Here is a 13,298-nt window from a genome sequence, read left to right on the forward strand (position 1 = left end):
CCCCATATGCGCCCGCGGAGCGGGATATGCCCCGGCAAGCCGGGGCATAGAGCGCGAATTGCGCAAGCGCAATTCGGATTCCGGCGCAAGCGCCGGAATGGAATTCCGTGAACGGAATTCCGGACGGAATGCAATTCGCGCAAGCGCGAATTGGAGGCGACCGCGCAAGCGCGATCACCCAGGCTGGCTACGAGGGGAGGTGCATCGCGTGCAGCCCTGTGTAGGGCTTGGGGTTCCTACCCACCACCCCCGCAGTGAGGATGACGGATCGTCGGCCCGATCGAGTGCCGGCTTCACCGCAGTGACGGGCTCCGCTCCGCTCCACCCTGGCCTCTCACCACCCTCGAAACCGGCCGCTCACGTTCACCGATACCCCGCCAACATACCCTATGGATCGTATGTGCGGGGCGAGATTCGGCCAAGTATCAGCCTGCAGGGGGAAGCTGTCGCGCTGGCGATGCATCAGGGGTACTGACTGTGTAGAGTCTGGTACCAGACACCACCCCACCGGCCCGCCACTCACCGCGCCGGACTCTTATTCCTATAACGCGCTGCATTTCGCGAAGAGGAGAACCACGGGAATGGCCGTGAAACTGCGTGAACACCAGATTGAGGCCGTAGCCGCTATCGTGCGCGGCCTCGATATTCCGCCGGGCGGCATTCCCTGGAATGGGTTGCGCGGGCAGGTGCACGCCGCGTGCGGAACGGGGAAGACCATCATCGCGGCGGCCTCCGCGAAAAAGATTGTGCCCAAGGGCCGCGTTCTCGTCGTGGTGCCGACCCTGGATCTCCTGGCGCAGACCGTGAAGGCGTGGAACGGCGCCGGGCCCAAGGCGCCGGCGGTCATGGTGTGCTCGCCCCTGGACGACCCCGAGCTCTGGCACATGGGGGTGCGGTGCACCACCAACCCCGTACAGCTGGCCCTGTGGCACAAGGAGGGGCCGGTGACCATCTTCGCCACCTACTCCTCCCTGCCCGTGCTGGTGGAGGCGTTCGAGGGCGCCTACGGGCAGAAGCTCGCGCCGGTGGACCTGGCGGTGGTCGACGAGGCGCACCGGACCAGTGGGTCGATGGGGAAGGCGTGGGCGGATATCCACGACCAGACGAAGATCCCGGCGCACCGGCGGCTGTACCTCACCGCGACGCCGCGGATCTGGCAGGAGCGGCCTGAGCACTGGGAGGTCGCGGAGGGGGTGCGGGACGCGCTGCCGGAGGAGATGGCGGCCTCGATGGACGACGAGAAGGTCTTCGGGCCGGTGCTGTACAAGCTCAGCTTGGCGGCGGCGGTGTCGCGGAAGCTGCTGGCGCGGTACCAGATCATCGTCCTGGAGCTGAAGGACCCGGTCGTCACCCCGGAGCGGCTGATGGGCGAGGAGCGGCACACCGAGAAGGTCCGCGGGGAGCGCCTCGGGGCGCTCCAGGCCGCGCTGCTGCACACCATGGAGCAGCACCAGCTCCAGACGTGCATCACGTTCCACCACCGGACGATAGAGGCCGCCGCGTATGCGGAGGGCCTTCAGCGGGTGGCGAAGCGCCTGCACGCGGACCAGCCGGAGAAGTACCCGTCGGAGATCTGGGCTGACTGGCTGATGGGTGAGCATGTCCCGGAGCGCCGGCGGGAGGTGCTGGGCAAGTTCGGGACCACCGCCCGGCGTGCGGTCCTGTCGAACTGCCGTGTCCTGGGCGAGGGTGTGGACATCCGGGCCGTGGACTCGGTGGCCCTGCTGGATCCGAAGGGGGCGCCGCACGACATCGTGCAGGCGATCGGGCGCGCGCTGCGGCAGAAGCCCGGAGAGGGAAAGCTCGCCTCTTTGATCGTGCCGGTATTCCTCCAGCCGGACGAGGAGCCGGAGGACATGTTCACTTCCGGTTCGTACAAGCCGTTGGTGAAAGTCCTTGAGGGTTTGCGGGCTCACGACGAAGAAGCCGTCGAATTGCTGGCGATCCCGCAGGAACCTCAGAAGGCTGACGTGCAGCCCTCCGAATACATTGGTGCCGCGCCCGGTGATAACGAGGAAGAAACGCGGTTGCTGCTGCGTTTTGCGGCTCCTCGTGATCCGGTGATGGTCGCTGACTGGGTCAGCTTCAATGTGATCGACACCGAGCGGCAGGACTGGGCGCGCGGCTGGGCGAAGCTCAAGGAGTACGCCGAGCGCGAGGGGCACGCCCGTGTTCCGTACGAACACCGCGAGGGTGCGACACCGCTTGGGCAGTGGGTGGCGGAGCAGCGACGGGCCTATGCGGCCGGGCAGATGACCGGCCAGCGCGCCCGGCGGCTGGAGCGGCTCGGCATGGTGTGGTCGGTGGCGGATGAGCGGTTCCAGGAGAACCTGGCGGCGGCCCGGGTGTACTACGAGGAGCACTGGACGCTGTGCGCGCCCCGGGCCGCCACGGTGCTGGACCGGCCGGTGGGGCAGTGGCTGTCCAACCTCCGCCGCCCCGGCGCCCTTGAGGGGCGGCCGGAGTGGGAGGCCGCGCTGCTGGCCGTGGACGAGGACTGGAACCCCGAGTGGCCGGCGGACTGGCAGCGGCACTTCGCCGCGCTGCGCGAGCTGGTGCGCGAGGAGGAGGGGGCGGAGGTGATGCCCGGGTTCACCGTCCATGGGATGGACGTGGGGAAGTGGCTGGACCGGCAGCGGAAGCCCGAGGTGTGGGCGGCCTTGAAGGAGGGGCAGCGTGAGCGCCTGGAGGCCATCGGCGTCACGCCTCCCGCGCCCGCAGCGGCGGCGGAGCCGGAGCCGGAGTTGCCCGCCGGGCCGTCCACGACGCCCGTGAGCGCCTTCGAGAGGGGCATTGCGGCCCTGGCCCAGTACAAGGCCCGGGAAGGGTCTGTGAAGGTCCCCAGGGGCCACACAGAGGTGCTGGAGGACGGGACGGCGGTGAAGCTCGGGGTGTTCCTCTCCAACAGCAAGAGCCGCCGGGCCAAGCTCACCGCCGACAAACTCGCCGCGCTCGCCGGTCTCGGGCTGGAATGGGCGGCCGCGGAAGGAGCAGCGTGATGAGCGCGAGCGACCAGGAGGCCGGGGAGCAGCGGGTGCGGGACGCCGTGCGGCGGCACGCGCGCACCAGGGCCTTCGCGGAGGCGGAGGACTTCATCTCGGCGGTGATGTCCGACCCGGAGGTGCAGGCGGCACGGGAGCGGGTGGAGGCGGCGGAGGCGGAGTTCGGCATGGAGCTTCAGACCCGTCTGCAGCCGTTCCAGGACCGCTACGACCAGGCCGTCGCGGCGGGCGACGCGGACGGGCTCGCCGGGCTCTGCGGGGGCAAGCACGGCCACTGGGGGCGGATCTGCGTCCTGCCCGACGGCCACGAGACCTCGATGGAAGAACCGCACTGGGGCCGCACCAGCGAGGGCCGGCCGATCGCGTGGGTGGGCAGCGCGCCCGACGACTGGTGAGAGAGCACGATCCGGTGCTTCCGGACTGGTGTGGGCGGTGCAGGAGCAGGCGGCGTGACGGCCCCTGCGCGGTGCTGTCGTAGGGGCGCTGGCGGCGCCGTGATGCTGGACTCGCAGGACCCCGGGGCGCGTTGGCCGTTCCGGGGTCTTCCGTTACCCGGGGTCAGCGACCGGGCACCCCAGTGTCTACACGAACATGTGCGCGATTCCCCAGGTCGGAGACCTGGTATCGCGCGGGTGTCCGTGTAGACACTGGGATCTTGGGCCGGGTCCCCCTTGTGCGAACTACGGTGCCGTCGAAGGGGGTTCGCGTCGTGTTCCGGGCGGGTGCCGAGCGGGTCTTCGCACGCACCCCGAAGGCTCGCTCAACGGCCCCTGCCAGGATCAGCCGAGTTCATCGGTGTCAGCCGTGCCGCGGGGTCGGTTGCGGGCCCACTTCTTGAGATCGCCGGGGTGGTAGAGGAACTCGGCTCCCCGCTTGCCGACCGTAGGTGGGAAGTCGGGGTCGTTGGCGCGGGCCCAGCGCAGGGCCGCGAGCGTGATCCCGGGCAGATGGTTCTGCTGAGCGGTACGCAGTCCGACCGCGACATCACCCGGTTCCACGCCGGGGGGCGCGGGCGGGGCCGGCTTCGCCGTCGGCGCCCCCGAAGAGGTGTCGACTGCAACGGGGCCGGGCACAGCGGCCGGGGTGAGCGGTGCGGGCGCGGCCGGGAGTGTGCTCGGGTCGTCGGCGAGGGGACCGGCGGTCGTGGGCGCCGGGGTGTGCGGCGGGCGCGGGGCCAGGCTGCCGGTCGTCCTCTCGGTGCGGGTGCCGGACATCGCCCACTCGCGGGCCTCCGCGTTAGACAGGTTCAGCACCTGCGTCTCCTGGGCCCGGCCGCGGGTGACGACCTGGACGCGGCCTTTGTGGTCGCTCGGCATGGGGATGGGGCTGACTTCGGGGACGAGCATGCGCCAGGCGTTGAGGGTGTAGCGGACGAGGATGCGGGTGGCGAAGTTCTCGCGCATCTCGGGGCCGCCGATGGCGCGGGCGGTAGCGGACTGCGCGACCAGGAGGACGTGGAGGCGGACCTGGCGCCCCATGAAGAGGATCTGGCCGAGCGCGTCGATGGCCGGGGACGTCTTCGGGTCGCCGGACTCCCGGATCTTCGCCCAGTACCACTTGAGCTGCGTCATGGTGGCGTTGACCTCTTCGAGGAGGATCACCAGCCTCGGGCCGACCCGCCACGGCTCGCGCTCCAGGACGTCGTCCTCGAACTGCTCCGCGAGGGCGAGGCGGCGCCGGCCTTCCTGCGCGAGCCGGATCAGGGCGTCGTGGATGTCGGCGATGTCGCGGCAGTAGGTGACGCCGGGCACGCCGCGCGCCCAGGTGTGGGAGATCCGCTTGAAGTCCAGGACGTAGGCGTGCGCGCCGTTGTGGATGAACTGGCAGCAGATGGTGCGCAGGATGGTCGACTTGCCGCCGCCGGTGCCCGCGGAGATCAGGACGTGCGGGGAGTCGGCGTCCAGATCGACGGAGACCTTCCTGCGACCGGATCCGAGACCGATGAGCGGGGCGGACTCGGGCATCTTCGCCAGGATCTCCCGCACCCCCGGGTCCGACAGCCGCAGCATCTTGGGCGGGGCCTGGCGCTTCTTCACGGTGAGGTGAGTGTCCGCCCCGGCGCGGCGCCAGGTGAAGGAGACGTTCTCCAGGGCGAGCTTCTTCTTGACGAGGTCGGCGACCAGGTCCTCGTTGAACCGCATGTGGGTGGGGACGTCGATGCGTATCTCGGCGTCGTCGTCGGAGAAGTTCCTGGGGACGTGGAGGTAGCGGCGGGGGTCGGTCAGCTCCGATATCCCGAGCGGTACGGAGATCGCCTCGTGCAGGGGGATCAGCCACTCGCGGGTGAACTCCCGGCGCCTGCGGGTGGCCAGCCCGTAGACGGCCCCGCCGACGGCAGCGGCGGAGACCGCGGTGATACCGCCCGTCTGGACGGCGGCGGCGAGCGGCGCCGGGTCGTCGATGAGGCCCCGGACGGTGGTGAGGGTGGTATCCCGCCTCTCCTCCTCTCCCAGGGCCCAGTACCCGGCCGACCCCGTCGCAGCCAGTCCGGAGAGGCGGAGGGCGGCGCGTTGCCAGCCGGGCCGGTAGGCGGAGCGGCGCACCGGGGCCTCGGCCTTCGGCAGGACCCGGGTACCCGGGCGCCAGAACGTCGCGTTGGTCTTCCGTACCCCGTCCATGGGGCGGCCGGACAGGAACCGGCCGATCCCGAACGCCAGCGCTTCGGCGGTCTCCTCCACCTGCCGGTCGAACTTGCTCTGCCCCATAGTCGTCGTGCCCTCTCAGCCGTGCTGGGTGTTCCGGGCACCCAACACCCAGAAGCGGACACGACCGTAAAACAGCGGACCTGTGCATAGATTCTGTCGATTAACGGGGCACTTGTGGATAAAAAAGCCAGTCGGAGCGAGCGGGACGACGGCGGTTACGGTGAGGGGAATCGTTGGGTTTGAGCAGGGAGAACGTATGGGTTCGGTGGCGCGGGAGCGGCTGTGTGACTGGGTGGTCGACAAGGACGCGGTGTGGGTCCACGGGGACCGGATCACGGACGGCCGTGTCGCTCTGGACATGCGGCTGATCGACGGCCTCGACCCGGACGTGGTGCACAAGGACGGGCGGTGGCGGATCCGCAAGCACACCTTCCCGGTGCATCTCGGTGACGATCACCCCGACCTCACCGACGTGCTCCCCGCCCCGGGGCCGGGCTGGGAGCCGGTGGCGTGGTCGAACTGGTCCACGGGCGGTGTGCGGATCGGCGCGGTCGGCGGGCAGCCGGTCGCGGTCGACCACGCCTGGCTGTCCCGCCTCCCCGACGGCTACCGCGTCGAAGGCTCCCCCGACCACGACATGCTGCGGATCGTCACCGCCGAGCCCGCCCCCGCCCTCCTCACCGGGGCCGGCGCCCCGCAGCACCTGGTCGTCGGCGTCGTGGTGCCCGTGAACCCCACCACCGCGCAGGCCGGGGACGGAGTGCTGCGGGCCATCGTCGACGAACTCAGCGCCCTCTAGGACAACGGGGGGGGGAGCGGTTCAGGGCGGGGGGAGGATGCCCTGGAATCCGGGCCCGAGCCCGCGCCGCCGCCGCACCCGGGGCCGGGCCGGCTTCCCGGGCGCGGCCTGTTGCCCGGTACCAGCCGCGGCGGCGGGCACGGCCGCCTCGCCGGGCGCAGCGGCGTCGGCGTCGGTGGGGAGGCCGAGCCGGCGGCGCGCGTCCTCAGTGGCCGCCGCCACCGCGGCGAGCGCGCCGGCGGTCTCCGGGCTGATCTGGGACAGCGCGGCGGCCAGGACGTCGATCGCGTCGAGCGCGTCCTCGGCCGCCGCAGCGTTCCAGGCCGTGGGCGCGACGACGTCGGCGAGATGACAGGCGCTCACCACCACCGACTCGGCCCGCTGCTCAACCCCGGGCGCCGCCTGCTCGTTCAGTCCCATACCCGGCTCAACGACGATCGCAGCGGAATTGATCGCCGCCTTCGCGCCCATCCCGCCCCGGTTCCCCACGTCGCCTTCCGGGCCGGGCCACCGGCCGAGATCGGTGGCCCGAGACGGTCCGTCGTCTATTTCCCCGGCCGGCGGAACCTGCGGCGGTTCTTCCTCGCCTCCGCTTCGGCCGCCTCCCGCGCCGCGGCTTCCTCCGCCTCGCGCCGTGCGACGCGTTCGGCTTCGAGCCGGGCGAAGTGCTCGGTCTCGCACGGTCCGCACAGCCCGTCCGTCTCGCTCCGCCAGGACGACCGGACCGACTGCCAGCGGTCGTCGGTGAACTTCGCTCCGCAGGTGGTGCACACCGGCCGCAGCGCCTCCCGCTCCGCCGCCTCGCGCTCGGCACGGCGCTCCCCCTCCTCGCGGGCGGCCTGGCGGCGGCGGGCGAGGTAGGCGTCCCGGCGCGGGTTGCCGATCGCGTCCAGCAGCGGCTCCAGGCGGTCGCGGCCGTAGCGCCAGAACGCGGGCCCTGCCGGCCCATGCTCACGCAGCCGCTCCAGGGTGGTCGCCACGATCGGGATACAGCCGTCGTAGGAGTGGTAGCCGCGCTCCTCGTACCAGCAGCCCTGCCAGTGGGAGCGGGTCAGGTCTGCGACCCTTTCCATCTGATTCTTCGCGGAGCGCTTGCCGACCTGGTGGAAGACGAGCAGGACCGGCGGGTGCACCCGCTCGTACTCGTCCCACGGGGGTGCGGACCAGCGGGTGCGCCACATCGGCTTCACAGTGTCGTCGGTGTCCTTCTCCTGCCGGTGGAAGAACCGCAGGTACTTGTCGAACTTCGCGGCGATGAGGGCCGCTTCCTCGGTGCAGTTGTCGGCCTCGATGAACAGCAGCGGCACATCGTCGTCCGGTGCGACGAGGACGATGTCAGCGCGGGCGCTGCCGATGGCGGGGTTCTTCCAGGTGCCCTTCACCGGGAGGGCGACCTCGGTGGCGTAGGAGGTGAGGGTGCCGATCCCGTCCGGGGCGTCGACGGCGGCCCGCGCGGCGGCGACCGCTTCGGCCGGCTCCCCGGCGACCAGGTCGAGGTCGGGCTTCGGGCGTATCAGGGCGATGACCGTCTCGTTCACCGTCATCGGGTGCGAGGCCCCGGAGCGGCCCGCGCCCTTGGGTATGCCACCCATCTCCTCCGGCTCACGGTCCAGGTCGATCGCGGCGGCGGCCAGCCCGGCCACGGTGAGGATGCGGACCTCCTCGTTGCCGCGGGTCCGGCCGCCGTCGACGGCCAGGCCGTGACGCCGCAGATCGTTCGCCGCGCCCCGGTGGGAGGCGGTCCGGGCTTCCTTCCGCTTCGCCGGGGTCGGCTTGTCCGTGTGCCGGTAGGTCAGATGCGGCGCGGCGAGACGCTGTATCTGGTCGGCGGTCGCGACCTTGAGCACCCCGAGCACGGACAGCACATCGCCCCGCAGACCGTTCGACGACCCCGCCTCGTTCGCCTTGCGCCTGCCCGCCATCAGACCCACCCTCCCCGTACGCGCGCCCCACCAGGCGCACCACCCGGCCGGCTACCGGCCGGGCGCCGGGCCCCGGCCGCGGACGGGACCGGGCCCCCGCACCCGATGATCTCCCTCCCCACCGACAACCAACTCAGGTCAGAGGGGAGAGAAGAGGGTTGTGACAAACCGGGGGCGGCCCGGAAACCGGCGCTGACAAGGGGAAATACCGGACGGGTGGGCGCCGGGCACGGAAGTGGCTTCGGCAGTGGGAACGCGAGCGGCGGCGCCAGGAGCCCACCAGGACATGCCGCCGCCCGCCGCGGGCCGGGCACCGACACCCCGGACCGGACACCGGGTGCACGGTCGGCGGGTTCGCGATCGGCGGGGCTCCGTCGTGCCCGGCGGCCACAGCAGTGGGAAGGAGCGGCCGGGCCCGGACCGGACACAGCCACACGCACAGGCTTGAGGACAGGAGAGAGAGTCCGGGTGAGGGCGGGAGTCCGGGCGGGGTCGGGGTCGGGTGTGGGCACGGGGTCCTCGTTCCTCCCGGCCGGGCCGGGACAGAGCAGCAGTGTTCATCCGCACCGCGCACGTCCGTCCCGCGCGGTGCCGACGGCCACCCTGCTCGATCACCCCTTGTCCGCGCTCCCCTCACCCGGCCCGCAGTGTCCGTTTTACCCCTTGACCACCCCTTGACCGCAGGGTTCGTCCGTGACCAGCTCCACACCGCCCCACGCCGCCTGGTTCAGCGGGCAGGGCGGGTGCTGGACGGCGAAGAACCGAGCCGCCAGTCCGACGGCTTCTGGCCCCGGAACGTCTCGCCGGCCTCGATCCGGGCCTTGTTCCGGGCGAACTCCCGCTCCGCCGCCGACAACTTCCGAGGCGCGCAGCCGGGGTGTCCCCAGCCTCCGGTCACCTTCGTGATGACCTCGCCCTTGCCGTAGTCCTTGAAGCAGGCCGGGCAGGTACCGCCGTACGCGGCCCGCAGCAACCCGCGCGGCAACGGCACCGCCTTCTTCGCGGCCGTTTTCTTCGCGGCCGGCTTCCCGCCGCCCGCCTTCTTCGCCGCCTGCGCCCGTTTGATCGCCTCGCGCTGCGCCTTGCCGGGCCGCTTCTTCGGCTGCTGCCCGCGTGCCGCCTTGGCGGCCTTCTGTGCCGGGGTCTGTCCCACGCCCGGGATCGTAGAAGCCGACGTCGGCAGACGGCCCGCGCCACGCGCACCGGCCGTCCCGGGGGCGATGGCGCGCGGGTGCGGACCGGGGCGCGCACGGTGCGCCGAGGTGCGGACGATGGAACGCACTCCCCCACCCGTGGAGCGCACCGAGTGGACTCCACCCACACCTGGTGCGCTTCGCGGTGGCCTCCACTCTCCACTCGGTGCGGACGTCGCCGCACGGTTCCACCCGGTGGAACGCACCGCGGTGCGGCGATGCGCGGCATCGTCCGTACCCCGCACCGCCCCTACGGACGGTGACGGTGCGCGGTGGCGGGAGGGAGAGATCTCCCCTCCCGCCACCGCGCACCAGAGGCCCGGTACGGGTCGCCTCCAGAGTGCCGGAGGACTCTGTCAAGGGAGAACGTCGAAGACTGTGCGGAATGGCGTGGGTGGTCAAGGGTTGATTTCCACTCGATGGACTGAGTGAAATCCGGCGGCGCACCTGGTCAAGGGGGGTGCATCGAGTGCGCTCCATCCGATGCGCCGTCACCCTCTGTACGCGCACCGGGTGGAGCGGACGGGAGTGGCGTCCACTCTCCCGCGCAGGATGCGGCGCGGCGGTGCGGTGGGTGGCGTGCGCGGCACTGCCGTCGCATGTGCCGGTGCGCCTGGTCAACCGCACCGAGCGCACCGGATGCCGGGCTGTTCCGCGCTCCCCCACCGGGTGGAGTCCACCGAGTGGACCGTCACGGTGGTCTCCACTCCGTACGGGCGGGCGGTGGAGTCCATCGTGTCCACTCACCCCCGGCGGCGGCCCCGCCCGGCACGCCACGGGTTCGGCCGGCCACCGGGGTACTGCCGTGCGCCGCGGGAGCGGCGCCGGGCGGGTGCCGACTTCGGCGCCTGGTACAGCGCCGCGCGCAGCCGGATGGCGTCGGCGAGCTGCTCCAGGCGCTCGCGCTGTTCCGGCGAAAGACGCGACGGGGGTGGGGTCGGGGCAACCATCAGGGCCTCCGTGATCGAGGGGGGCGGTTCCCGGCACTCTCCCCCGCTCCCGGGTGACGTCGGGGTGGGCGGCCGGTCGCGTCCCGGCGCCCGGCACCGCGACTTCACCGTCCGTCCCGCCGTGCGGGCCGCACGGCGCGTCACGGCCGGAGGCCCTGACCCTGGCCGGGGTCGGGCTGCTGGCGCTGCTGCTCGTGCTCCTGGCGGCGCTGGCCGCTCGGAGTGGCCGGGTCGGCGGCCGGGCCAGGGAGTTCCCCGTCGGCCGGTGCGCGGTGGTGGGCGTCCGCTTCGGCGAGAGCGCGGTTGCGGGCCTCGGTGGTGGCGGTCAGCTTGGCGAGGGCGGCGAGGCGTTCCGGGGAGGTCGTCCAGGTCTCCGGATCGGTCGTCCGGCCCTCTACGTATTCCTGCGGCATCGCGGCCTGGAGGTGGGCGTGGACGGCGGCGGACCGCTGCGCCGCAGTGAGCGCGGCGTCCCGGCCGGGGTGGTCGACGGCGTGCGGCGGGGCCTGGTCGTGCTCGCCCTCGTCGAGGTCTCGGGAGTCGGCGGGTGCGGAGGAGGCCAAGGTCGTGGTCGTCGCCTCGGTGGCGGTGTCGGCCCGGATACGGGCGTCGCGGATCGCGCCCTGTACGGCGAGGCTGGCGAGGCGGGCGCGTTCGTATCGGGACGATTCCCGCGGCGGTGTGCCTTCGGCGTCGGCGATCCACCACCGGTCGGGTACCGGGAAGTCGGCGGTGTAGGTCATCCGGTCCGCCGCCGGCGCTTCGCGGCCGGGCTTGGTGACTGTGTGACGGCGGGAGTAGCGGAGCAGGGCCCGGTCGGCGATGGAGTCGTCCAGACCCGGCGGGAACGCCCGGCCGCGCAGTGTCTCCAGCAGGTGCCGGCGGGCTTCGGCCAGGACGTGGCGCCGGGAGAACTTCTCGCGCACGGTGAAGACGACCGCAGCGACGTCGACGGCGGCGAGCGCCATGTCCACGGCGGGGTCCACCCGGGCCCGGATCGCCGCACCCGCAGCCCGGCAGCGCTCAAGGAGCCCGTCGACCATCTGCTTGCCGAAGCGGAGGAGCGCGGACGCCTTCCACCACGCGAGGAGCTGCTTCAAGGGGCGCGGGGTCTTCTTCTGGGGGCGGGTGTCCTGGGCTGCCTGCCAGCCGAGGCCGTGCCGGGCCTTCTCCCCGGGCAGCCGCCCGTGGTCCTTCACGTACTGGTCGGTGAGCACCTCCAGGGCGTCCTCGATCCGCTGACGGCGGGTGGAGGACCAGTCGATGATCTCGGCGTCGACACCGGCGATCTCCATGACGGAGCGCAGCCCGGGTGTCACCTCCCTCGGCACGGTCGCCAGGCCGAGCTCCTCGCAGACCTCCGTGGTCATGGTGAGGGTGTAGAGCGTCCCGGCGGCCACCACGTTCTGGTAGAGGCGGTAGGTGTCCAGAGCGCCCCAGACCGGTTCACCGTCGGCGCCTGGGCGCTGGACGCGGTTGAGGACCAGGCAGTGGGTGTGAAGGAGCGGGAAGCCGTCGCGGTTGTCGTAGTGCCGGAACGCGGCGACCACCAACGCGGGTCTCTTCGCGCGGCCGCGGCCGGAGGACCACCGGGTCTCGGCTACTTCGTCCTCGATCCAGTGCAGCGCCGCGGCGACGGCCTGCTCGTGCGCCCGCTCGATGACCCGGCGCGTATGGGCGTCGCCCAGCACCCACAACACGATCAGGGACGCCTGCGGCCGGAAGGTGAAGTCCAGAGCGAGCAGCGGCATTTGCTTGCGGGCCTCGATCTCCTCGACCGGCTGCCCCAGCACGGTCGCCCGTCGCGCGGTGGCCGCGTCGGCGCCGTCGTCCAGGAGGCGCTGCTCGATCCGGTCGGCGTCCGGGTGCCGGGCTTCTCCGAAGACGAGCTCCAGCTGCCGCTCCGACACCTGGCCGCCCTCGCTCAGCCCGAGCGCGGCCAGACCGCGCCCCCACCACCGTCCCGGCGGGAGCCCGGCCATCTCCTGCGCGTCCATCAACGACTGGCCGACCGGACGGCGGCCGTCCCCGAACGCCACCCCGCGTATGTAGTAGCGCCAGGCGTTACGCCTCTGAACCTTCGCGACACTCAGCATCACCCCAGCACACACCGGCCCTGACCTGCGAAAAAGCCCGATCCCGTGGGGCGGGAGGGTTCACCGGAACTTCACCGTCGATCCCGCGGGGCGGGAGCCGACGACTCCCCCGCACCTGCCGGCCGGGCCATGTAAATGCTGCGCAGCCACCCAGGCGCACACACCCCACACGCCTCACGCGCCACGAAAACGGACAGCTGACGACTCCACCGGTCACCGAGCGCACATCAAGGAGCCGTTCCCCCACCGACGGCCAGAGAAGCCGCATCCCCTGAACCACGTCACCGACCCCTCAGCCCCCGGCAGCCCGCCGGGGGCTTCGTCGTGCTACCCGAAGGAGACCAGGGTGCCCACGTACGAGACGATGACCCGCTTCAACAACGACCTGGACCGCCTCACCCCCGACCAGCGCCGCCGCTTCCGCAGGGCCGTGACCGCCTTCGTCCACGACCTGCGCGCCGACGGGCACTTCCGTCCCGGCCTCCGCGTCAAGCAGGTCAGCGGGTTCCCCGGCATCTACGAGCTCACCTGGTCCGCGGGCACCGGACCCGCCGGGCGCGCCACCTGGCAGTACGGGGAACCGGTCCGTCAGGGCACACCCCACGTGATCTGGCGACGCATCGGCACCCACAGCATCCTCACCGGCCCCTGACCCTCTGGTGCACGTACCGGTTGGCGCGCGAGCGTCCGA

Annotated in this window: 10 protein-coding genes; 4 read left to right on the forward strand and 6 right to left on the reverse strand. The window is 71.9% G+C overall.

Annotation, left to right across the window (positions count from 1 at the left end):
• The first annotated feature begins 581 nt into the window (after window positions 1-581).
• Both ABT354_RS34020 and ABT354_RS34025 read left to right on the forward strand, forming a co-directional pair.
• Window positions 582-2,999, forward strand: coding sequence for a DEAD/DEAH box helicase (locus ABT354_RS34020; RefSeq protein ID WP_351501078.1), 2,418 nt, complete (start codon window positions 582-584; stop codon window positions 2,997-2,999).
• The gene (locus ABT354_RS34025; RefSeq protein ID WP_351501080.1) at window positions 2,999-3,397 is read left to right on the forward strand and encodes a hypothetical protein; all 399 of its coding nucleotides are present in this window, start codon (window positions 2,999-3,001) and stop codon (window positions 3,395-3,397) included. Before ABT354_RS34020 ends, ABT354_RS34025 begins: the two co-directional genes overlap by 1 nt.
• A gap of 384 nt (window positions 3,398-3,781) precedes the next feature.
• Here the strand turns inward: ABT354_RS34025 and ABT354_RS34030 are convergent, their stop codons facing one another.
• On the reverse strand, window positions 3,782-5,707 hold the full coding sequence (locus ABT354_RS34030) for a helicase HerA domain-containing protein (protein WP_351501082.1): 1,926 nt from the start codon (window positions 5,705-5,707) through the stop codon (window positions 3,782-3,784).
• 196 nt (window positions 5,708-5,903) lie between these two features.
• On the opposite strand from ABT354_RS34030, the gene ABT354_RS34035 reads away from it, so the two are divergent.
• Window positions 5,904-6,446, forward strand: coding sequence for a hypothetical protein (locus ABT354_RS34035; protein WP_351501084.1), 543 nt, complete (start codon window positions 5,904-5,906; stop codon window positions 6,444-6,446).
• Between the two features lie 21 nt (window positions 6,447-6,467).
• Here the strand turns inward: ABT354_RS34035 and ABT354_RS34040 are convergent, their stop codons facing one another.
• The 5 genes from ABT354_RS34040 to mobF form a co-directional block, all read right to left on the reverse strand.
• Window positions 6,468-6,917, reverse strand: a complete 450-nt coding sequence (locus tag ABT354_RS34040) for a hypothetical protein (protein WP_351501087.1) — start codon at window positions 6,915-6,917, stop codon at window positions 6,468-6,470.
• 74 nt (window positions 6,918-6,991) lie between these two features.
• Window positions 6,992-8,368 (reverse strand): replication-relaxation family protein, encoded by a 1,377-nt coding sequence (locus ABT354_RS34045; protein WP_351501089.1) that lies wholly within the window; start codon window positions 8,366-8,368, stop codon window positions 6,992-6,994.
• A 727-nt stretch (window positions 8,369-9,095) separates the two neighbouring features.
• The gene (locus ABT354_RS34050; protein ID WP_351501091.1) at window positions 9,096-9,521 is read right to left on the reverse strand and encodes a hypothetical protein; all 426 of its coding nucleotides are present in this window, start codon (window positions 9,519-9,521) and stop codon (window positions 9,096-9,098) included.
• 783 nt (window positions 9,522-10,304) lie between these two features.
• On the reverse strand, window positions 10,305-10,511 hold the full coding sequence (locus tag ABT354_RS34055; protein WP_351501093.1) for a hypothetical protein: 207 nt from the start codon (window positions 10,509-10,511) through the stop codon (window positions 10,305-10,307).
• 140 nt (window positions 10,512-10,651) lie between these two features.
• Complete coding sequence (gene mobF / locus ABT354_RS34060; RefSeq protein ID WP_351501095.1) at window positions 10,652-12,607, reverse strand: MobF family relaxase; 1,956 nt, start codon at window positions 12,605-12,607, stop codon at window positions 10,652-10,654.
• Between the two features lie 346 nt (window positions 12,608-12,953).
• Between mobF and ABT354_RS34065 the strand changes: the two genes are divergently transcribed.
• Window positions 12,954-13,259: a hypothetical protein gene (locus ABT354_RS34065; protein WP_351501097.1), complete on the forward strand. Its 306-nt coding sequence runs from the start codon at window positions 12,954-12,956 to the stop codon at window positions 13,257-13,259.
• The last annotated feature ends 39 nt before the right edge of the window (window positions 13,260-13,298 follow it).

Source organism: Streptomyces sp. NPDC000594, assembly GCF_040299965.1.
Classification (GTDB): domain Bacteria; phylum Actinomycetota; class Actinomycetes; order Streptomycetales; family Streptomycetaceae; genus Streptomyces.